The 19,352-nt window shown below is 72.5% G+C and carries 18 protein-coding genes and 2 pseudogenes; 13 read left to right on the forward strand and 7 right to left on the reverse strand.

All coding sequences use genetic code 11. From position 1 onward, the window contains the following. Positions 1-14 precede the first annotated feature (14 nt). Together QTQ03_RS22495 and QTQ03_RS22500 are read left to right on the forward strand one after the other, a co-directional pair. Positions 15-488 (forward strand): annotated as a pseudogene (locus QTQ03_RS22495) (HAD family hydrolase); the annotation flags it as partial. A 28-nt stretch (positions 489-516) separates the two neighbouring features. Continuing rightward, positions 517-903: a cold-shock protein gene (locus QTQ03_RS22500; RefSeq protein ID WP_130321396.1), complete on the forward strand. Its 387-nt coding sequence runs from the start codon at positions 517-519 to the stop codon at positions 901-903. Here QTQ03_RS22500 and QTQ03_RS22505 read toward each other — a convergent pair. Beyond that, a complete protein-coding gene (locus QTQ03_RS22505; RefSeq protein WP_289279751.1) occupies positions 864-1,703 on the reverse strand; it encodes a 1,4-dihydroxy-6-naphtoate synthase in 840 nt (279 codons plus the stop codon). The genes QTQ03_RS22500 and QTQ03_RS22505 overlap by 40 nt on opposite strands. A gap of 690 nt (positions 1,704-2,393) precedes the next feature. Between QTQ03_RS22505 and QTQ03_RS22510 the strand changes: the two genes are divergently transcribed. After that, positions 2,394-3,233 (forward strand): GNAT family N-acetyltransferase, encoded by an 840-nt coding sequence (locus QTQ03_RS22510; RefSeq protein ID WP_289279752.1) that lies wholly within the window; start codon positions 2,394-2,396, stop codon positions 3,231-3,233. Between the two features lie 117 nt (positions 3,234-3,350). Here the strand turns inward: QTQ03_RS22510 and QTQ03_RS22515 are convergent. Together QTQ03_RS22515 and QTQ03_RS22520 are read right to left on the reverse strand one after the other, a co-directional pair. Next, positions 3,351-4,078: pseudogene (locus tag QTQ03_RS22515) on the reverse strand (futalosine hydrolase). Next, positions 4,075-5,691 carry an MFS transporter gene (locus QTQ03_RS22520; protein WP_289279753.1) on the reverse strand — a complete coding sequence of 539 codons (1,617 nt, stop codon included), beginning with the start codon at positions 5,689-5,691 and terminating at the stop codon, positions 4,075-4,077. The pseudogene QTQ03_RS22515 and the gene QTQ03_RS22520 overlap by 4 nt, the downstream one beginning before the upstream one ends. An 86-nt stretch (positions 5,692-5,777) precedes the next feature. Between QTQ03_RS22520 and QTQ03_RS22525 the strand changes: the two genes are divergently transcribed. Continuing rightward, a complete protein-coding gene (locus QTQ03_RS22525; protein WP_289279754.1) occupies positions 5,778-6,617 on the forward strand; it encodes a DUF3027 domain-containing protein in 840 nt (279 codons plus the stop codon). 19 nt (positions 6,618-6,636) lie between these two features. Here the strand turns inward: QTQ03_RS22525 and QTQ03_RS22530 are convergent, their stop codons facing one another. Beyond that, complete coding sequence (locus QTQ03_RS22530; protein ID WP_289279755.1) at positions 6,637-6,882, reverse strand: DUF2530 domain-containing protein; 246 nt, start codon at positions 6,880-6,882, stop codon at positions 6,637-6,639. An 87-nt stretch (positions 6,883-6,969) separates the two neighbouring features. Between QTQ03_RS22530 and QTQ03_RS22535 the strand changes: the two genes are divergently transcribed. From QTQ03_RS22535 to thpR, 5 genes are all read left to right on the forward strand, one after another. Further along, a complete protein-coding gene (locus tag QTQ03_RS22535; RefSeq protein ID WP_289279756.1) occupies positions 6,970-8,442 on the forward strand; it encodes an NCS2 family permease in 1,473 nt (490 codons plus the stop codon). A gap of 121 nt (positions 8,443-8,563) precedes the next feature. Beyond that, entirely contained in the window at positions 8,564-9,013 is a 450-nt protein-coding gene (locus QTQ03_RS22540) for a MarR family winged helix-turn-helix transcriptional regulator (RefSeq protein ID WP_289279757.1), read from the forward strand. 60 nt (positions 9,014-9,073) lie between these two features. After that, positions 9,074-10,354 (forward strand): MFS transporter, encoded by a 1,281-nt coding sequence (locus QTQ03_RS22545; protein WP_289279758.1) that lies wholly within the window; start codon positions 9,074-9,076, stop codon positions 10,352-10,354. Positions 10,355-10,441: 87 nt separating this feature from the next. Then, positions 10,442-10,951, forward strand: a complete 510-nt coding sequence (locus tag QTQ03_RS22550) for a hypothetical protein (RefSeq protein WP_289279759.1) — start codon at positions 10,442-10,444, stop codon at positions 10,949-10,951. A 14-nt stretch (positions 10,952-10,965) separates the two neighbouring features. Next, positions 10,966-11,544 carry an RNA 2',3'-cyclic phosphodiesterase gene (gene thpR / locus QTQ03_RS22555; protein ID WP_289279760.1) on the forward strand — a complete coding sequence of 193 codons (579 nt, stop codon included), beginning with the start codon at positions 10,966-10,968 and terminating at the stop codon, positions 11,542-11,544. Between the two features lie 139 nt (positions 11,545-11,683). On the opposite strand, the gene sepH is transcribed toward thpR, so the two are convergent. From sepH to QTQ03_RS22570, 3 genes are all read right to left on the reverse strand, one after another. After that, positions 11,684-12,766: a septation protein SepH gene (gene sepH, locus QTQ03_RS22560; protein WP_289279761.1), complete on the reverse strand. Its 1,083-nt coding sequence runs from the start codon at positions 12,764-12,766 to the stop codon at positions 11,684-11,686. Between the two features lie 184 nt (positions 12,767-12,950). Continuing rightward, positions 12,951-14,078: a phosphoserine transaminase gene (serC, locus tag QTQ03_RS22565; RefSeq protein WP_289279762.1), complete on the reverse strand. Its 1,128-nt coding sequence runs from the start codon at positions 14,076-14,078 to the stop codon at positions 12,951-12,953. Between the two features lie 301 nt (positions 14,079-14,379). Next, on the reverse strand, positions 14,380-15,486 hold the full coding sequence (locus QTQ03_RS22570; RefSeq protein ID WP_289279763.1) for a citrate synthase 2: 1,107 nt from the start codon (positions 15,484-15,486) through the stop codon (positions 14,380-14,382). 258 nt (positions 15,487-15,744) lie between these two features. Here QTQ03_RS22570 and pdxH point away from each other — a divergent pair, with 258 nt between their 5' ends. From pdxH to QTQ03_RS22590, 4 genes are read left to right on the forward strand one after another with little or no spacing between them, the layout of a single operon-like run. Continuing rightward, positions 15,745-16,401: a pyridoxamine 5'-phosphate oxidase gene (pdxH, locus tag QTQ03_RS22575; RefSeq protein ID WP_289279764.1), complete on the forward strand. Its 657-nt coding sequence runs from the start codon at positions 15,745-15,747 to the stop codon at positions 16,399-16,401. Then, positions 16,398-17,693 carry an MFS transporter gene (locus QTQ03_RS22580; RefSeq protein ID WP_289279765.1) on the forward strand — a complete coding sequence of 432 codons (1,296 nt, stop codon included), beginning with the start codon at positions 16,398-16,400 and terminating at the stop codon, positions 17,691-17,693. Before pdxH ends, QTQ03_RS22580 begins: the two co-directional genes overlap by 4 nt. 17 nt (positions 17,694-17,710) lie before the next feature. Continuing rightward, a complete protein-coding gene (locus tag QTQ03_RS22585; RefSeq protein WP_289279766.1) occupies positions 17,711-18,640 on the forward strand; it encodes an aldose 1-epimerase family protein in 930 nt (309 codons plus the stop codon). A 13-nt stretch (positions 18,641-18,653) separates the two neighbouring features. Continuing rightward, on the forward strand, positions 18,654-19,256 hold the full coding sequence (locus QTQ03_RS22590) for a nitroreductase family protein (RefSeq protein WP_289279767.1): 603 nt from the start codon (positions 18,654-18,656) through the stop codon (positions 19,254-19,256). The last annotated feature ends 96 nt before the right edge of the window (positions 19,257-19,352 follow it).

The following is a 19,352-nucleotide window of genomic DNA, read 5'->3' on the forward strand; positions in this document are numbered from 1 at the left end:
CCCGGCCGGAGCCTGTCCCGCCCCTCGGACCTCCGGCTCGTCCACCGGCGACGGGTACCGTCTCGGGATGCTTACGCCGCCGACGGTCGGCTTCGACCGCACCGACCGTCCCGCTGCCCGGCGCCCGGGCGGCGGTTGACGCCGTGCGCGGGTACGGGGGGCGGGTGCTCGTGGTCACGTCCAAGCTGGGGCGCCTGGCCCGGCTGCACCTGGACCACCTCGGCCTGGTGGTCGACGAGGTCGCCGGCGACCTGTTCGCCGAGGGGAAGGCGACCGCCTCGCGGGCGTTCGACGTCACCCACTACGTCGGCGACCACGTGGCTGACATGATCGCCGCCCGGACCGCCGGGGTGCCCGGGCTCGCGGTGGCCACCGGCCCGTGCACCGCCGGTGAGCTGCGCGCGGCCGGAGCCGAACTGGTGCTGGATGATCTCACCGGATTCCCGGCGGCGCTCGATGGCATGATCCGGCTAGCCTTGGAGCACTAGACGTTTTGAGTGAAGCAGGGGTTCTCAGGTGCCAACGGGTCGAGTGAAGTGGTACGACGCGACCAAGGGATACGGGTTCGTCACCAGTGACGAAGGTGGCGACGTGTTCCTGCCCAAGGCCGCGCTGCCGGCGGGTGTCACCGACCTCAAGGGCGGGCAGCGGGTCGACTTCAGTGTGGTCGACAGCCGCCGGGGCGCCCAGGCGATGGGGGTCAAGCTGCTGGAGGCGCCGCCGTCGGTGGCGGAGCTGCGCCGCCGGCCGGCGGAGGAGCTGCACGGCCTCGTCGAGGACATGATCAAGGTGCTGGAGGCGAAGGTCCAGCCGGACCTGCGCCGGGGCCGCTTCCCGGACCGGAAGACCGCGCAGAAGATCGCTCAGCTGGTCCACGCGGTCGCCCGCGAGCTGGAGGTCTGAGGAACCAGCCCGGCATCGGCGGCTCGGCCGAGCAACGCATCGACGGCGGCGACGCCCGCCTCACCCAGGTCGGCGGTGAACTCGTTGACGTAGAGGCCGATGTGCCGGGCCACCACGTCGGGCTCCATCTCCTGCGCGTGCGCCAGCACGTATTCCCGGCTGACCGCCGGATCGGCCCACGCCTGGCGGACCGACTCCCGGATCCACTCGGTGGCGGCCTCCGGGTCAACCGCGCCGCGCCGGGCCAGGATCGCGCCCAGCGGGATCGGGAGGCCGGTGTCGGCCTCCCACCACTCGCCGAGATCGACCAGGGCGGTCAGACCGTGCCGCGGGTAGGTGAACCGTGCCTCGTGGATCACCAGACCGGCGTCGTACCGCCCCGCGGACACCCCGGGCATTATCTCGTGGAAGGGCACCACCTCGATCCGGGCGGGCGGCCGGCCGGCTGACCAGAGGCGGAAGAGTAGGTACGCGGTGGTTCGGTCCCCGGGCACCGCGACGGTCGCGTCGGTCAGGTCGGTCAGGTCGGCGCGCTCGGGTCGGGTGAGCACGAGCGGGCCGCAGCCCCGGCCGAGTGCGCCGCCGCAGGGCAGCAAGTGGTAGTCGTCGAGCAGCCACGGCAGCGCCGCGTAGCTCACCTTGACCAGGTCAAACGCCCCGCGCTCGGCTGCGGTGTTGGTGACGTCGACATCCGCGTAGGTCACCTCTACCAGCGGTGCCCCCGGCACCTGTCCGTGCACGAGGGCGTGGAAGACGAACGTGTCATTGGGACAGGGCGAGATCGCCAGCGAGAGCGTCACGCCCCCACGGTAGCCCCGCCGCGAATCCGTCCGCCCACCCCGACCTGGCGGTTGTGCGCCATCCCGCGCCCTGCTTTACCGGCGAGCGGTGGCCCGTGCCCGAGACGCACCCGGGCGCTTCCGGCCCACGGTCTCGGGCCTACGGTCTCGGGGCCCACGGTCCGGCGGTCCTGGCTCACGGTCCTGGGCAACATTGGCGCTGGCCTAGAGGTTCGCCGCTGTCCGTGCTGTCTGCTGCTCGGAATCAAGCCGCCTGGTGACGATGTCCGCTCTCGCGCCCTCCGGAGCTGCCCGCACAGATGGGGCAAGCGCCGACCAGAGCGCCGCAACGACCGGGCTGTGCGACCGGCTCATGGGCGACCTGGAACTGCTGAATTCGCCGAGCCAGCCCTGTCACACACGCTCGACGGGTCGGCAGCCCACCCGCGCGGCGCGTGTGGGTGGGCTGGGCGCCGGCAGGCGGCGTGTGGGGTGGGTCACGGCCACGGGCGGCAGGCGGCGATCCGCTGTCCGGAGGGGCGCACGGACGGGGCAGCTCCAGAGGCGCGGCTGGCCTGGTTGGCGGGGAGACCTGCGGGCTGCCACCCGGCTGTCCACAGGAATGACGAGTTGTCCACAGCCACCCGCTCTTATCCACAGCCACCGGTTTCGGGATTGAACGCCGTCTGCGCGACCGGGATCATTACCGGCGTGCCGGACGCCGACGCCGCTATCGACATCGGGGGGATGCTGCGACGGCTACGTCGCCAGGCAGACCTGAGCCAGCGTGAGCTCGCGGCCAAGGCGGGAGTGCCCAAGAGCACGGTGGCGCGGATTGAGGCCGGTGAGGCGGCGAATCCACGTTTCCGCACCGTGGAGAGATTGGTGCAGGCGGCCGACGGTGTGGTGGTTGCGGGGCTGTCGGGCGCCGTGGCGGATGTGGTGCCTCCGCCGCAGCTGCCGCACGACGGGTGGGCGGACGAGGCGGGGCGTCGCTATCCGGCGCATCTCGATGCCTGGGAGGTCCGTGAGCCGAGGGACTGGCCGGGCGCCTGGTGGGCAGAGTGGTATCGGCTGCCACCGGAGCGCTGTCCGCTCAGAATTCCGGCGTTCACGTACCAGCGGAATCGCGAATACCGGGACCAACGTCGGTGGGGTGAGGAGATCCGCCGGACGTTCCGGGTGCGGCGTGTGACCAGTGCCGGCTTGCCGGAGACCTCGTGGCGGTTCGTCGCGGAGCTGCCGGACGGCGCGCTGATCGGTGCACTTCGGGCCCACGAGCGAAGCCCACACCTCTGTTTCGGCGACGAGCCGGGTGACGAGCGCGAGGTCGTGCTGGACGGGGTGCTGGTCGCCGCCGAGTACCGGCGGCTGGGCGTGGGGCGGAGGCTGGTCGAGCGCCTTGTGCAGGAGATGGACCAGGCTGGCATTCAAACCTCGTACGCGTTCGCGGACGCGCTTGGGTCTCACCTGCTGTTTGCCTGCGGCTACCGGATCGAGCGGCGGGCGTGGACGCTCCGGCTGGACCGCGCGGTCGGCCCACGGAGCTGACCCGAGCCGACCCCACATGCGGGCCAGGGAGCGGTACGGGCCGGGGAGCGGGGCCAGGGCTGCGGTTGTGCCGGCCCTGGCCGGCGCGACGAATGCGCCGTCGGCCCGGCCAGCTGGTCAGCGGACGGTGATGGTCAGCAGGGCCGGGGCGGCTTCGGTGAGGGCGGCGAGCGCCTCGCTCAGGCGCCACGCGTCGCGATCGCGGGGGCCGACCGGGTTGGAGACGGTGCGCAGCTCCACGAAGGGCAGGCCGGCGTGGTTGGCGGCGACTGCCACCCCGTACCCCTCCATGGCCTCGGCCACCGCGTCGGGGTGCCGGTGGCGCAGCGCGTTGGCACGGGCGGCGGTGCCGGTCACCGTGCTGACCGTCAGCACCGGACCAACCGCGGCGGCCGGGAGCGCGGCCCGGAGAGCGGCCACCAGCACCGGGTCGGCGGTGACGGTGGTGGTGGCGCCCAGCAACTCGGTCGGGATGCCGAGCTGGTCGACGGGGACGAAGCCCCCCGGGACTCGGCACCCAGGTCGGCGGCGACCGCGTTGCTCCCCACGACCGTTTCGCCGACCTCGACCTGACCGGGGAATCCGCCGGCCACACCCGCACTGACGACCAGCCGGTACGGGCGCCCGGCGGCCTCCGCAAGCGCCAGCAGCCGTGCGGTGGCGGCGCCGGCCACGGCCGGCCCCACCCCGACCGGCGCCACCGTGACGGCTCGATCCGACCCGTCCGGCGTGGCGGGTACGCCCAACGGACTCGCCACGCCCCCCGGAACCGACGGGCGGGACAGGCCGGCCCGGACCGCCTCGGCCTCCGCGGGCACCGCGGTGACCACCAGCAGACCGGTCACGGAAGCGGTCCCCGCGGCTCCCGTCGGGTCTCCTCGTCGGTGCCGCCCGGGCCCGCAACGGCCGACGACGGACGGTAGATGTGGTAGCCCGGCGGTGCGATGCCGTCGTCGTCCACCAGCCCGCCTCGCATCGGGGCGGGGGAGGTGGGGGTGGGGTCCTCGGTGGTGCGGCCGAGGTGTCCGGGCTCGTCCGGCGCCGACTCGTCCTCGGTGAGTTCGTCGTCCGCCAGCGGCCGGCCGATCAGCTTCTCTCCGCGTAGCCGGCCCGCGACCACGATGCCGCGGGCGGTGGAGAGAACAGCTACGCCGGCGGCGACGGCGATGCCGAGCCGGCCGTCGAACGGGACAAGTCCCAGGCCGCCACCGGCGACGAAGGCGAGCATGAGCACGGTTTCGGAGTGAGCGAAGGAACTTGCCCGCAGCCGCTCCGGGATGCGTTCCTGGACCGAGGCGTCCACGGCGAGCTTGGCGATGCCGCTCGTCAGGGCGGCCACCAGACAGAGCAGCGCGACCATCGGGAGCGAGAACTTCAGTGCGGTGAGGACGGCCACCCCGGCGACGATCACCATTCCGCTGGACTGGATCCCCGCGGGACGGTGGATACGTAGCCGGGTGCCGATCGCGGTGGCGAGGAAACTGCCGACCGCCAGTGCCCCGCCGACCAGGCCCAGAGCGCCCTCGTCGCCCAGGTCCCGGCCGAAGACGGTGGTGGTCAGGTCGCCGGCCTTGATCGCGAATGCGAGGAAGAGCAGGAGGAAGCCGTACACGGCGCGGAGCGTGGCAGCGCCGACCAGGGTGGCGATCACCAGTCGCCCGGCGGGACGCCCCCGGCCGAGCGGCCGCTCGCCGGTGCGCCCCCCGAGTACCCGTAGCGGGCGCGGCACCCGCTCCGGTGGCTCGGAGTCCGCCTTCGGTGGCAGGCGCAGGGCGATGACCATGCCGACCAGGAAGATCACCGAGGCGACCCGCAGCGGCCACTGCGGCCCGAACCAGAAGGCGGCCAGCCCGATCGGCGCGACCAGTGCGCCGGTCACCGTGCCGTAGAGGCTGGCGCGCGCGCCGACCTGGGACAGGCCGAGGCCCTCGGGAAGCAGCCGGGGTACGGCCGCGGAGCGGGCCACCCCGTACGCGCGGGAGAGCGCCAGCACGCCGAAGGCCGCCGGATAGAGGCCGAAGCCGTGGATGTAGTCGGAGATCAGCCAGGCCAGGAAGGCCCGGCCGAGCATGGTGGTGGCCAGTGCGTATCGACGGCCGTGCCGGAAGTGGTCCAGCAGCGGGCCGACCACGGGGGCGAGTAGGGCGAACGGCACCATGGTCACCAGCAGGTAGAGCGCGACCTTGCTGCGCGCCTCGCCGAGCGGCACGTTGAAGAAGATCGTCCCGGCCAGGCCGATGGCGATGAGGGTGTCGCCCGCACAGGAGATCGCGTGCAGGTCGAACAGGCGGACCATGCCGGCGTCGCGGCCGGCTCCCCGGGCCCGGACCTGCCCCGCCGAACGGGTCATCCACCGGCTCCCGCTGACCGAGCCCCGGCACAGCAGCCGGAAGGCCTTGATGCCCGCGCCGACGGTCCGTCCGAGGACGGACCGCTCGGAGCGGGTGGACAACGGCATGTGCACCATCCTCGCCCATCGGATCGGCGTATGCGGCACCACCATCGCAGATGGTTCCGGGGAGTGCCTGTCAGACAGCCGTACGCGTGGGGAACAATGGTCGGGTGACCAGGCCCGCCTCCTCCCGCGCCGCCCGTCTCGACCAGGTCTGCGCCGCCGCCGTCGATGTGGCGCGCGACGCCATCACCGAGGTCGACCCGGCGGACGTCGGTGACCACCTCCAGGTAGTCGCCGAGGGCGATCGCCTCGTCACGCACTACTTCGAGTGCGGGCTGGCCGGCTACCGCGGCTGGCGATGGGCGGTCACCGTCACCCGGGTGCCACGCAGCCGCACCGTGACGATCTGCGAGACCGTGCTGCTGCCCGGCCCGGACGCGCTGCTCGCGCCCGGCTGGCTGCCCTGGCAGGAGCGCCTCAAGCCGGGCGACCTCGGCCCAGGTGACCTGCTGCCCACCTCGCCGGACGACGAGCGGCTCCAACCCGGGTACCTACTCTCCGACGACCCCGCGGTCGAGGAGACGGCCTGGGAGTTGGGCCTGGGCCGGGCGCGGGTGATGTCTCGGGAGGGGCGCGGCGAGGCCGCCCAGCGGTGGTACGACGGGGACCACGGCCCCGCCGCGCCGATCTCGGCCGCCGCCCCCGCCGCCGCCCGCTGCGGTACGTGCGGCTTCTACCTGCCGCTCGCCGGTGCCCTGAGGCAGTCCTTTGGCGCTTGCGGCAACTTCTTCGCCCCGGACGACGGCCGGGTGGTCAGTGCGGACCACGGTTGTGGCGCGCACTCGGAGATCCTTGTCGAGGCGCCGGAGGCCCCGGTCGAGGAGATGCCCACCGTCTACGACGACAGCGTGGTCGAGGCCGTGTCCGTCAGCCGGGCGCCCGGGTCGGTGGAGGCCGCCGAGTCGGCGGAGTCGCACGGGCACCTGTGAGGTGACCAGACCGGGCGGGTCAGTGGCCGGTGCGGCGGCGACGACGGTTGGCGTCGTGCCGTAGCATCACCGCGAGGCCGGGGAAGCCCCACAGGAAGCCAGCCAGACAGGTCCAGAGCCAGTTCTCCTGCCCGCTGGCGACCAGTCGATCGCGGAAGAGTAGCAGCGCGAGCCCGGCGACGGCCCACGCTGCCATCCCGGCGAGGGCGACCGGCACCATCGGCGGGTCGAGCGGCTCAGGCCGCGGTGGCTGCTGCTTCGGCACCCGGCAAGCGTACGGGATCGGCTTCCCGGTCCGGCCGCCGATCTGGGACGATGCGGCGCGACAACGTCGTTCACCTGCGAGGAACCGATGGCAGTAGCACCGCCCGACAACGGCACTCCGCCCGCGCAGCCGCGGAACGGTTTCGACCGCTACTTCGACATCTCTGCCCGTGGCTCGACGATGGGCCGGGAAGTCCGAGGTGGCCTGGCGACCTTCTTCACGATGGCGTACATCGTGGTGCTCAACCCGCTCATTCTCGGTGCCGCCGTCGACGGTGCCGGGCAGCGGCTGCCCATCCCCGCCCTAGCCGCGGCGACCGCCCTGGTGGCCGGTTTGATGACGATCCTTATGGGCGTGGTCGGCCGGTTCCCACTGGCGCTCGCCGCGGGCCTCGGCGTGAACGCGCTGGTCGCGTACGAGATCGCCCCGGAGATGACCTGGGCGGACGCAATGGGCCTGGTGGTGATCGAAGGTGTGATCATCTCGCTGCTGGTGCTCACCGGCCTTCGTACGGCGGTCTTCCGCTCGGTGCCGACGCAGCTGAAGACCGCGATCGGCGTCGGTATCGGCCTCTTCCTGACCATCATCGGGCTGGTCGACGCGGGCTTCGTCCGCCGGATCCCGGACAGTGCGAACACGACCGTGCCGGTGGGCCTCGGCATCGGCGGGAAGCTGGTCAGCTGGCCGATGCTGGTCTTCGTGGTGGGTCTGCTGCTGACCCTGGTCCTGGTGGTACGCCGGGTCAAGGGCGCGATCCTGATCGGCATTTTCTCCTCGACCGTGCTGGCGATGGTGGTCGAGACGCTGGGGAACATCGGCCCGTCGGCCGTCGACGGGGTGTCGAACCCGAAGGGCTGGGCGCTGAACGTGCCCGAGCTGCCCAGCATGGTCGTCGACGTGCCGGACCTGTCGTTGCTCGGCCGGTTCAACGTCTTCGACTCGTGGAGTCGCGCCGGTGTGCTGGTCGTGCTGATGTTCGTCTTCACTCTGCTCATCACGGACTTCTTCGACACGATGGGCACGATGGTCGCGGTCGGCCAGGAGGGTGGCATGCTCGACGAGCGGGGCACCCCGCCGCGGGCGAAGGAGATCCTGTTGGTCGATTCGATCGCCGCGGCCAGTGGTGGTGCGGCGAGCGTTTCCAGCAACACGTCCTATATCGAAAGTGCCGCGGGCGTCGCGGAGGGCGCCCGGACCGGCGTGGCCAACCTGGTCACCGGCGTGCTGTTCCTGTTGGCGATGTTCCTCGCGCCGCTGGTGGAGGTCGTGCCGTTCGAGGCCGCGTCGACCGCGCTGGTGGTGGTCGGGTTTCTGATGATGACCGCGGTGCGGACGATCGACTGGTCGGACTACGAGATCGCGATCCCGGCATTCCTCACGATCGTGCTGATGCCGTTCACGTACTCGATCTCCAACGGCATCGGCGCCGGCGTGATCACGTACGCGGTGGTGAAGCTCGCCAGGGGCAAGGCGCGGGAGGTCCACCCGTTGCTCTATGCCGTGGCGGCACTGTTCGTGCTGTACTTCCTGCGTGGGCCCATTGAGTCCGTGGTGCTGTGACGTCCTGTTCCGGGCAGGTGCTCCCGAATCGGGAGCACCTGCCCGGAACAGGGTAGAACTCCCCCGTGAGCCTGGTCATATCGCATGTCGTTAGGCAAGCTCATTAGTTAGGCTAACTATCGTGACGGAGCGGACGGTGACGGCGAACCGCATGCCACCGGCGCAACTGGCCATCCAGTTGCGTGATGCGATCACCCGGCTCAACCGGCAGGTCCGCCGGGCCCGGCCGGTCGGCGACCTCACGGTCACCCAGCTCAGCGCGCTCACCAGCCTCCGGCTGGCGGGCGCCCTGACGCCCCGGGAACTCGCCGACGTGGAACGGGTGCAGCCGCCGACGATGACCAAGATCGTCGCGAAGTTGGAGGAGCGCGGCCTCGTGCAGCGCACCCCCCACCCGACCGACGGTCGGCAGGTGATCCTCGCGGCGACCGAGGGGGGCCGGGCGGTGCTCGACCAGTTCGAGCGCGCCCGCAACGAGTGGCTGGCCACCCGGCTGGCCGAGCTGAGCGAGGAGGACCGGGACACGCTGCGCCAGGCGGCGGAGATCCTGCACCAGCTCGCCCGCGCCTGACGCCCACGCGCCCGCGCCGTCGCACTGCGATGACGCGTACGCGAGGGAGGCGCACCAAGAGTGCAGGCGAAGCTGAGCACGATGTTCCAGTCCCTACAGGTCCGTAACTACCGGCTCTTCGCATCCGGGCAGCTGATCAAGCTGATCGGTGTCTGGATGATGTTCATCGCCCAGGACTGGCTCGTGCTTGAGCTCTCCGACGACTCGGCCACCGCCCTCGGTATAGTCACCGCCCTCCAGTTCAGCCCCGTTCTGCTGCTCACCCTGCTCTCCGGCCGGCTCGCCGACCGGTACGACAAGCGCATGCTGCTCTTCGTCGCCAACACGTTCTGGACGGTGCTGTCGCTGGCGATGAGCCTGCTGGTGCTCACGGGGCTGGTGCAGCTCTGGCACGTCTTCGCCTTCGCCGCCCTGCTCGGCGTCGCCAACGCGGTGGAGACACCGGTCCGGCAGGCCTTCGTCTCCGAACTGGTCGGCACACCACTGCTGGCGAACGCGCTCTCGCTCAACGCGGCGACGTTCAACTCCGCGCGGATCGTCGGACCGGCCCTGGCCGGCCTGGCCATCGCCGCCGTCGACGTCGGGCCGGTCTTCCTGGTCACCGCCCTCAGCTCGATCGCTCCGTTGGTGAACGTCGTGCGGATGCGCCCGGCCGAGCTGCACCGCGAGACGTTGCCACCGCGGCAGGAACGCTCCTCGGCCCGGGTCGTCGACGGGTTGCGTTACGTCTGGCGTCGCCCGGACCTGTTGCTACCGATGGCGATGATCTCGATCATCGCCACCTCGCTGTTCAACTTCCAGCTCACCCTCGCCGCGCTGGCCAAGACCGTCTTCAACACCGGCGCCGCGTCCTTCGGCCTGTTCAGCAGCGCCCTCGCGGTCGGCGCGCTGGCCGGCGCGCTGGCCGGCACCGGCCGGCGCAGCCGCCCATCGGTGTGGCTGGTGCTGGGTGCCGCCGTCGCGTGCGCGTCCTTCGGCACGTTGGTCGGGCTGGCGCCCACGTACTGGCTGGTCGTGGTGCTGCTCCTGCCGACCGGGTTCTTCATGGTCTTCTTCGCGCAGGCGAGCAACCAGCGCATCCAGCTCGGTACCGATGCCGCCTTCCGAGGCCGGGTCATGGCGCTCTGGGTGCTGGTCTTCCTCGGCACCAACCCGGTCGGCGCGCCGGTCATCGGCTGGCTCGCCGAGACGTACGGCGCCGGGGCGAGCATCTGGATCGGTGGCCTGGCCTCCCTCGTCACCGCCCTGCTCGCGCTGACCTGGCAGCTGCGCCGCTCCGGCGCCCGGCTGCGGTTCCGGGTCCTGCCGATGCCCCGGTTCTACGTGACCCCCACGGACTGACGGCGCCGGCTGGACCCCAGCGATACTCGTCGGGCGGATGCGGCGAATCCGGTGGCGGGGCGGTACCGGCCGGCTTAGCGTCGGTTCGTGGAGGTGGGACGAGCGCTGCTGCTGACCGGGATGGTCGGTGCCGTGGTGTGCCTGCCCGTCGTGATCGCCCTGCTCTTCTGTGCCGACGAGTTGATCGACCGGCTGGTCTGCGGCTTCGGGGAGTGGCGGGAACGGCGGCGGGAACACCGCACGATCGCCCGGCTGGACCAGGCGGTCGAGGCCGACGCGCTCACCCGGAACCTTGACCTGAGCGGGTTCGACCGGCCGGACCGGCGCCCGCTGGAGCAGCTCGCGGCCGACCTACGCCGCCTTGGCAGCCAGCGGGTCGGCGCCAACGGGCGGTCCGCGGTCTGGCACGGGGCGGTGCTCCGGGCGTACGACGAGCGGCTCCGCCTGGCCTGCGCCGCCCTCGGCATCTCCCAGCACCTCGACGAGTTGACCGGGGTCGACCGCGAGATCGAACGAGTGCGGGTTGAGGGCCTGCTGCACCGGGCCGGGCTGATCCTGCCCGCCGCCTGGGCCGAGCACCGCCAGCGGCACCGCTGAGACGGTCGCCCCGGTTGAGGCTCTTCGCGGCTGTCTACCCGTCGCCCGAGGCCGTCGAGCACCTGGGCGCCCAGATAACCCACCTGCGGGTCGGCGTGGCCGGCGCCAACGGGATCAACGTCCGGCTCGCCGATCCGGTCCGGGCGCACGTCACGCTCGTCTTCCTCGGCGAGGTCGAGGCGGATCGGCTGATGGCGGTGGAGAGCGCCCTCGGGCTGGCGGCCGAGTGGTCCCGGGACGGGCGGGAGGTCGCGCCCCGGCTCCGGCTGGGCGGCGGCGGGCGGTTCGGGCGGGGCCGCTTCACGATCCTGTGGGTGGACCTGCGCGGCGAGGTCGAGGCGTTGACCGTGCTGTCCCGGCTCATCCGGTCCCGCCTTCGCAGCGGCCGCCTGCCCTACGACGAGAAGCCGTTCCGCCCGCACCTGACGATTGCTCGCCCCGGTGACCGGCTTCCGTCGGCCGACGTGGCGGCCGACGTCGAGGCCCTGCACGCGTACCAGGGCCCGGAGTGGCCGGCCAACGAGTTGGTGTTGGTCCGCAGCCATCCGGGCCCCCGCCCGACCTACGACCGGCTGGCCGGCTGGCCGCTCTGACCGCCCCACCGGCAAGCGCCGGCGCGACGGCACCAACGCGACGGGCAAGAACCTGCGACCGGTCGTCGGATCGGACCCGCCGCGACCGACCGACCTGTCGCAGCGTGGCGTCGAGGACCTGGCGCGGAACCTGGCGACGCTAGGAGGACTCGCGGGCCGCTGGGCCGCTGCCGAAGAGCACGTCGTCCCAGCTTGGTAGCCGCTTGCGTGGCTTGCCCTCGGTCGACTCGGTGCCGCCGGCTGCCGCCGCGGCGCCCGTCCGCCGTGGCCGCAGCACGGCCAGCGACGGTACGGCCGGAACCTCCTTCGGCGTGTCGGCGTCGTCGTCGAAGGCGGAACCGGGGCCGCCGCCGATCAACGCCGCCGCTCCGCCACCGACCGGGCGCTGGCGGGGTGCGTCCGATCCGGCCAGCGCGGCCGGGGTGCGTGGTTCGCCGAGACTGCGGCCGGAGGCGCCGCCGAGCGGCCGGTCGAGGGAGGCGAGCAGGGCATCCCGGCCGGCGCGGATCGGGTCACGGCCCGAGCGGGTGTGCTCGGCCGGTGTCGGTAGACCGTGCCCGCCCCGACTCGGTTCGCCGCGCGACGGGCCGGGCAGCCCGTGGCCGCCGCGCTCCGCCGCCGGCTCCTGGCCGAGGATCGGAGTGGGGCGCTCGGCGCAGAGGTACTGCGCCATGTCGTCGTGCGGGGCGACCGTCTGCCGCGTCTTGTCGAGATCCCACACCGCCTGGGCGGTGGCCTTCCCGGACGGCCAGGTGGCCACGATCCGCCAGGTGCCGTCGTCGCGACGCCACGCGTCCCACGAGATCTTCTCGGCGTCGATGCCGTGCTGGGCCAGCCGGCCGTTGACCACCTCGGCGAGTGGGGTCGCCTTCTCCCCGCCCCTGAGCCGGGTGCGGCGGGCATGTTGAGCGAGCATCGCCCGTTCCTGGAGCACCGGACCGGCGTAGCGCAGCACCCGGTCGACCGGGACACCGGCGATGCGGGCCACGTCCTCAGCGGACTCGCCGGCGCGGATCCGGGCCTGGATGTCCCGTGGGGACAGTGAGGGTGCCAGGTCGGCGGCGGAGACCGGAGCCACCGCGAGCGGTGGGGCGCCGGGCTCGGCGTGCAGCGCGGTGGCGATGCGCTCATCGATGGGCAGGGCGAGGAGCCGTCCTACCTCGTCGGCGAGCACCAGGGCTTGGCCGTCCTCGGAGAGGGCGACGAAGCGTACTGGGCGCATAACGTTGCCTCCGTCCCGCTTCGCTGCCGCGCGCCGCGGGCCGGCCACCCGGGCGTCTCGCACCACCGTACGCTCATCTGTCCCTGGGTGGGGGATGCGACACCCGCATGTTGCGACTGAGCTGCGACGATGATCACGGTGGGTGGCTGGGCATGGAGCTGCCAGACACCCACCGTGACGGTCGTCAGAGTCGCTCGACGACGTAGTCGATGGCTGCGGTCAGTGCCTCGACGTCGGCCGGCTCGACGGCCGGGAAGAGCGCGACCCGCAGTTGGTTGCGGCCGAGCTTGCGGTACGGCTCGGTGTCCACGATGCCGTTGGCCCGCAACACCTTGGCGATCGCGGTGGCGTCGATCCCGTCGGCGAAGTCGATGGTGGCGACCACGTTGGACCGCAACGCCGGGTCGGTGACGAACGGGGTGGCCACCGCCGAGCGCTCCGCCCAGCCGTAGACGATGCCGGCGCTCTCCGCCGTGCGCTTGGCCGCCCAGGCCAGGCCGCCCTGCGAGTTCATCCAGTCGGTCTGCTCCGCGGCCAGGAAGATCGTGGCCAGGGCCGGGGTGTTGTACGTCTGCTCCAGCCGCGAGTTGTCGATCGCGGTGACCAGGTCGAGGAAGGCCGGGATGTAACGGCCGGAGGCCTTGATCTCGGCGGCCCGGTCCAGCGCGGCCGGCGACATCAGGGCGAGCCAGAGACCACCGTCGGAGCCGAAGCACTTCTGCGGGGCGAAGTAGTAGACGTCCGTCTCGGCGACGTTGACCTCCAGCCCGCCGGCGCCTGAGGTGGCGTCCACCAGGAGCAGCGAACCGTCGTCCGCGCCCGGCACCCGGCTGACCGGCACCGCGACACCGGTCGAGGTCTCGTTGTGCGGGGTGGCGTAGACGTCCACCCCGGCCTCGGCCACCAGCGTGGGTGCGCCGCCCGCCGCCGACCTGCGGACCGTCGGCTCGCTGAGGAACGGCGCGTCCCCGGCCGCCTTGGCGAACTTGGCGCCGAACTCGCCGAAGCTCGCGAACTGCGCTCGGTCCCGGATCAGGCCGAACGTGGCGACCTCCCAGAACGCGGTGGTGCCACCGTTTCCGAGGATCACCTCGTAGCCCTCCGGCAGGGAGAAGAACTCGCCGATTCCCCGACGCAGCCGCGCGACCTGGTCGCGGACCGGCTTCTGCCGGTGCGAGGTGCCCAGGTAACCGGCCGCCGCGTCGGCGAGGGCGGAAACCGCCGCCGGACGGATCTTGGACGGCCCGCAGCCGAACCGCCCGTCGGCGGGTTTGATGTCGTCGGGAATCCGGATGGTCGGTGCGTCAGCCACGGTCTTGGCAATCCTTCCGCATGGCGAGGGCGGGCCCGTACTGTGCCGGACACGGATCGACGGCGGGCCTGCGAGAGCGCACGGCGCGACCGGTATCCGAACCCGGTCCGGCGACACTGCCGACCCTCATCCTCGCACCTTCGGCCCGCCTGCCCGCCGCCGGTCCCACCCGCGAGCATGAGGCGTGCGGCACAGCGGCGCCGGCGCGACGAAGGCCCCGCCCGTGGCCGGGGCCTTCCGGACGGGTCAGCAGGGCGCCGTCTCCGCCCGAGGCGCCGAGAACCCCGGCCGTCGCCGTGGCTCAGACGTCGTGCGGGACGGCATCCCAGCCGTCGACCTCGTGCGGCTTGCGGGGGCCGGGGCCGACGTAGCGGGCGGAGGGGCGGACGAGTCGCTGGAGCTTCTTCTGCTCCAGGATGTGCGCGCTCCAGCCACCCATCCGGGCGCAGGTGAACATCGAGGTGAACATGTGCGCCGGCACCTCGGCGAAGTCCAGCACGACGGCTGACCAGAACTCGACGTTGGTGGCGAGCACGCGGTCCGGGCGACGCGCCTGGAGCTCGGCCAACGCGGCCTTCTCCAGCGCCTCGGCGATCTCGAAGCGGGGTGCGCCCAGTTCCCTGGCGGTGCGGCGGAGCACCCGGGCGCGCGGGTCCTCCGCGCGGTAGACCCGGTGGCCGAAGCCCATCAGCCGTTCGCCCCGGTCGAGGACACCCTTGACATATCCCTCGGCGTCGCCGCTGCGCTCAACGGCCTCCAGCATGTTGAGCACCCGCGACGGGGCGCCCCCGTGCAGCGGCCCGGAGAGCGCGCCGATGCCGGAGGAGATGCAGGCGGCGGAGTCCGCGCCGGTGGAGGCGACGATGCGGGCGGTGAAGGTGGAGGCGTTCAGGCCGTGCTCGGCGGCCGAGATGAAGTACGCGTCGACGGCCTTGACGTGCCGCGGGTCCGGCTCGCCCCGCCAGCGCTTCATGAAGCGCTCGACGATGGTGGACGCCTTGTCGATCTCCTTCTGCGGTACCGCCGGCAGACCCAGGCCGCGGGCGGACTGGGCGACGAAGGAGAGCGCGGTCACCGACACCCGGGCCAGGTCCTCCCGGGCCTGCTCGTCGGAGATGTCGAGGAGCTGGTCGAGGCCCCAGTACGGCGCGAGCATCGCGACGGCGGACTGCACGTCGACGCGGATGTCACCGGAGTGCACCGGGACCGGGAACGGCTCGGCCGGCGGCAGGCCCGGACCGAAGCGCCCGTCCACCAGCAGCGCCCACACGTTGCCGAACGAGACCTGGCCGATGAGATCCTCGATGTCGACGCCGCGGTAGCGCAGCGAACCGCCCTCACGGTCGGGTTCGGCGATCTCGGTCTCGAAGGCTACGACGCCCTCCAGTCCGGGTTTGAAATCGGCCATTTCGCTCTCCTGGATCTGCTCGGTGCGCCCGCCCCGGGCACCGATCCCGGCCCAGCCGGGCGAGCGCCTCAGGCGACCCTCAGGGATGTGTTCGTGTCATCTTGCCTGCTGGTTACGGAAGTGCGCGACCCACGGCCACTGTGCTGCACGCGACATCCCCCGCCGGCTGCGGCCGGGCCGCGTCGGTGAGACTGTGCGATGGGCGTTGGCCTGCGTGGCGGGGTGGTGCCCGGCCGAAGGGTGAGGGGAGACGACGTGATGCGGGACACAGTGTCGGCGGCGGGTATGCGGGACGAGTACGCGGCGGAGCTGGGCCTGACCGAGGCGGACCTGGCCGGTGACTGGCACACCCAGTTCCACCAGTGGTTCACCGCGGCGGTCGCGGCGGGGCTGCCCGAGCCGAACGCGATGGTGCTCGGCACGGCCGACCCCGCCGGCCGGCCGAGTGGCCGCACCGTGCTGCTCAAGGGGTACGACGCGGAGGGTTTCGTCCTCTTCACCAACCACGGGTCGCGCAAGGGTGCCGAACTGGCTGCCAACCCGTACGCCAGCCTGGTCTTCCCGTGGATCACGATGCAGCGTCAGGTGATCGTGACCGGGCTGGCGGAGCGGATCGACCGGGCGGAGACCGAGAAGTACTTCGCCAGCCGGCCGCGCGGCTCCCAGCTCGGCGCGTGGGCGAGCAGCCAGTCGCGGGTGATCCCGGACCGTGTGACGCTGGAGGACGAGTATCGGGCAGCCGCCGAGCGCTTCGCCGACGTCGAGCCGGTCCCCGCCCCGCCGTTCTGGGGCGGTTTGCGGATCCGCCCGGACAGCGTCGAGTTCTGGCAGGGGCGGGCCAGCCGGCTGCACGACCGGCTGCGGTTTCGGCGTACCGGCGACGGCGGCTGGGTGGTCGAGCGGCTGGCGCCGTGACCGATGTCAAGGCGACCCGGCGGCCGGGCCCACGCCGCTGGGCGATCGACCTGCGCCCGTTGCGGACGCCGGCGTTCCGCCGGATGTGGCTCGGCAACGCGCTGGCGATGTTCGGGTTCCAGTTCACCGCCGTCGCCGTCCCGGTCGAGATGTACGCGCTGACCGAGGACTCGTTCTGGGTCGGCCTGCTCGGCGTCGCGGGCTTCGTACCCTTGCTGGTCTTCGGGCTCTGGGGCGGGGCGGTGGCCGACGCCGGCGACCGACGTCGGATCCTGCTCGGCGGGTCGGCGCTGCTCTGGGCCTCGGTGCTCGGCCTGCTCGCGCACGCGCAGGTCGGCGTCGGCAGCCCGGTGCTGCTGCTGGCGCTGGTCACCGTCCACTCGGTCGCGTTCGCGATCAGCGCACCCGCCCGCTCCGCGATTTTGCCCCGGCTGCTGCCACCGGAGCTGGTTCCCGCCGGCACCACGCTGAACTACACCACCTTTACGGCGGCCTCGGTGGTCGGCCCGCTCGCGGCCGGTCTGCTCTTCGCGGCGTTCGGTGTCCAGCGCGGCCTGCCGGTGGCGTACGCCGTGGACGCGGTTCTCTTCGCGGGCCTGGTCGTCGCGACCCTGCGGCTGCCCGCGATGCCGCCGGAGCCGCCCGCCGACGGCGAGGTCCGGCGAGGTGGGCTGGCCGGGATCGCGGACGGCTTCCGGTACCTCGCCACCACGCCGGTGCTGCTGCTGTCGTTCGCGATCGACCTGATCGCGATGATCCTGGCCATGCCCCGGGCGCTGTTCCCAGAGGTGGCGCAGGAGCGGTTCGGCGGCGGCGCGGCGGTCGGCTGGCTGTTCAGCGCCATCGCGATCGGCGCGATGCTCGGCGGGCTCACATCCGGCTGGATCGGCCGGATGCGCCGGCAGGGGCTCGGTCTGGTGGCCGCGGTGGTCGGCTGGGGGCTGGCGATCGCCGCGGCGGGTCTGGCCCGGCAGCTGTGGCTGATGGTCCTGCTGCTCGCGGTGGCCGGCGCGGCGGATCTGGTGAGCGCGGTGCTACGGCAGTCGATGCTGCTGGTGTACGCGCCGGACCGGATGCGCGGCCGGCTCCAGGGGGTGAACACGGTGGTGGTCGCCGGCGGTCCCCGCCTGGGCGACCTGCGAGCCGGCGCGACGGGTGCCGGCTTCGGTACGGGCGCGGCGTGGGTCGGCGGCGGTCTGCTCTCCGCCGTGCTCGCGCTCGGGCTGGCGCTGGCGTTCCCGGCTTTGATCCGCTATCGCGCGGCAAGCGTGGCGAGCGGATCGAAGGGTTGACCGATTAGGGTCCCGGCATGGGCACTCCCGAGCAGCGTTCCCCCTCCGGCGCGCAGTGGACCATCGCCGCCGCCGGCCACGAGGCCGTGATCGTCGAGGTGGGTGGCGGGATCCGGACATACCGGCAGGGCGGCGTGGACTACCTCGACGGGTACGCCGTCGACGAGCTCTGCCCCGGCCACGCCGGGCAGGCGCTCGCGCCCTGGCCGAACCGGATCCGGGACGGGCGGTACCGCTTCGGCGACCGCGACCTGCAACTGTCGGTCAGCGAGCCCGAGCGGAACGTGGCGATCCACGGGCTGGTCAACTGGGTGCCGTGGCGGCTGCTGGAACAGGCGGCTGATGCGGTGACGGTCGGGTTCGAGCTGCCGCCGACGCCCGGCTACCCCTGGCCGCTGCGGCTGCGCAGCCGGTGGAGTGTTGGTCCGGACGGTCTGCGTGCCGAGCACGAGGTCACCAACACCGGAGCCGACCCGGCTCCGTTCGGCTTCGCGGTGCACCCGTACCTGCGGCTGCCCGGCGTGGCGGTGGACGATCTGACGCTGCGGCTGCCGGCCCGAAGCCGGCTGCAGGTGGACGGCCGGCTGCTGCCGGTCGCCGTCACGTCGGTGAGCGGGACCGAGTGCGACTGGACCAGTCCGCGCCGCATCGGCCGGGCGATGGTGGACCACACGTTCGGCGACGTGATCCGGGACGACGACGGCGGCTCGGCGGTCACCCTCGCCGCGCCAAACGGCTCCACCGGGGTGCGGATCTGGGCGGACCGCCAGTTCGGCTGGTGGCAGGTCTTCACCGGTGACGCGCTGACCGGAAAGCGGCGTCGGCGGTCGGTGGCGATCGAGCCGATGACCTGCCCGCCGGACGCGTTCCGTTCCGGCCGGGACCTGATCACGCTGGAGCCTGGCGACACCTGGCGGGGTGTGTGGGGCGTCCGGACCGGGAGTTGAGGAGGGCTGCGGGATGGAGTTCGACGAGGTGGTCCGGCGCCGCCGGATGGTCCGCAACTACGACCCGGACCGGCCGGTCCCGCCGGAGGTGGTGGAACGGCTGCTCGACCACGGGATCCGGGCGCCCTCGGCCGGCTTCGCCCAGGGCTGGGGCTTCCTGGTGCTGGAGAGTCCGGAGGACCGGGAGCGGTTCTGGACGGTGGCCACCCCGGGCGGGGGCGGCCGGGACCGCTGGCTGGCCGGCATGCGGCGGGCTCCGCTGATCATCGTCCCGCACGCGAACCCCTCGGCCTATCTGGACCGGTACGCCGAGCCGGACAAGGGTTGGGCGGACCGGTCGACCGACCGCTGGCCGGTGCCGTACTGGTACGTCGACACCGGCTTCGCCGCGCTGCTGATGTTGCTCACCGCCGTCGACGAGGGGCTGGGGGCGTGTTTTTTCGGTATCCCGCCGCAGCGCCGGGACGACTACCGGGCGGCGTTCGGGGTGCCGGCGGAGTACGAGCCGGTCGGCGCCATCACGGTTGGTTACCGGGCCCCCGACCACCGGTCACCGTCGCTGCGCCGCGGGCGGCGCCCGGTGAGTGAGGTGGTCCACCGGGGACGGTGGAGCTGACCCGAGATCGCGTTGCTCGACCTGGTGCGAAGCGGACGGGCGGTAGTGAAACTGGCATCAGGCAGCAGAAGCGGTGTGACTCGGCCAGCTAGGCTG

The organism is Micromonospora sp. WMMA1363 (assembly GCF_030345795.1).
Classification (GTDB): Bacteria; Actinomycetota; Actinomycetes; order Mycobacteriales; family Micromonosporaceae; genus Micromonospora.

Excerpts from the sequence above, each read along its gene's own strand:
- QTQ03_RS22585 (WP_289279766.1), top strand. The coding sequence starts at position 17,711 with ATGGGCACTCCCGAGCAGCGTTCCCCCTCCGGCGCGCAGTGGACCATC.
- QTQ03_RS22520 (WP_289279753.1), bottom strand. The coding sequence starts at position 5,691 with ATGCCGTTGTCCACCCGCTCCGAGCGGTCCGTCCTCGGACGGACCGTC.
- QTQ03_RS22570 (WP_289279763.1), bottom strand. The coding sequence starts at position 15,486 with ATGGCCGATTTCAAACCCGGACTGGAGGGCGTCGTAGCCTTCGAGACC.
- QTQ03_RS22535 (WP_289279756.1), top strand. The coding sequence starts at position 6,970 with ATGGCAGTAGCACCGCCCGACAACGGCACTCCGCCCGCGCAGCCGCGG.
- pdxH (WP_289279764.1), top strand. The coding sequence starts at position 15,745 with ATGCGGGACACAGTGTCGGCGGCGGGTATGCGGGACGAGTACGCGGCG.
- sepH (WP_289279761.1), bottom strand. The coding sequence starts at position 12,766 with ATGCGCCCAGTACGCTTCGTCGCCCTCTCCGAGGACGGCCAAGCCCTG.
- QTQ03_RS22590 (WP_289279767.1), top strand. The coding sequence starts at position 18,654 with ATGGAGTTCGACGAGGTGGTCCGGCGCCGCCGGATGGTCCGCAACTAC.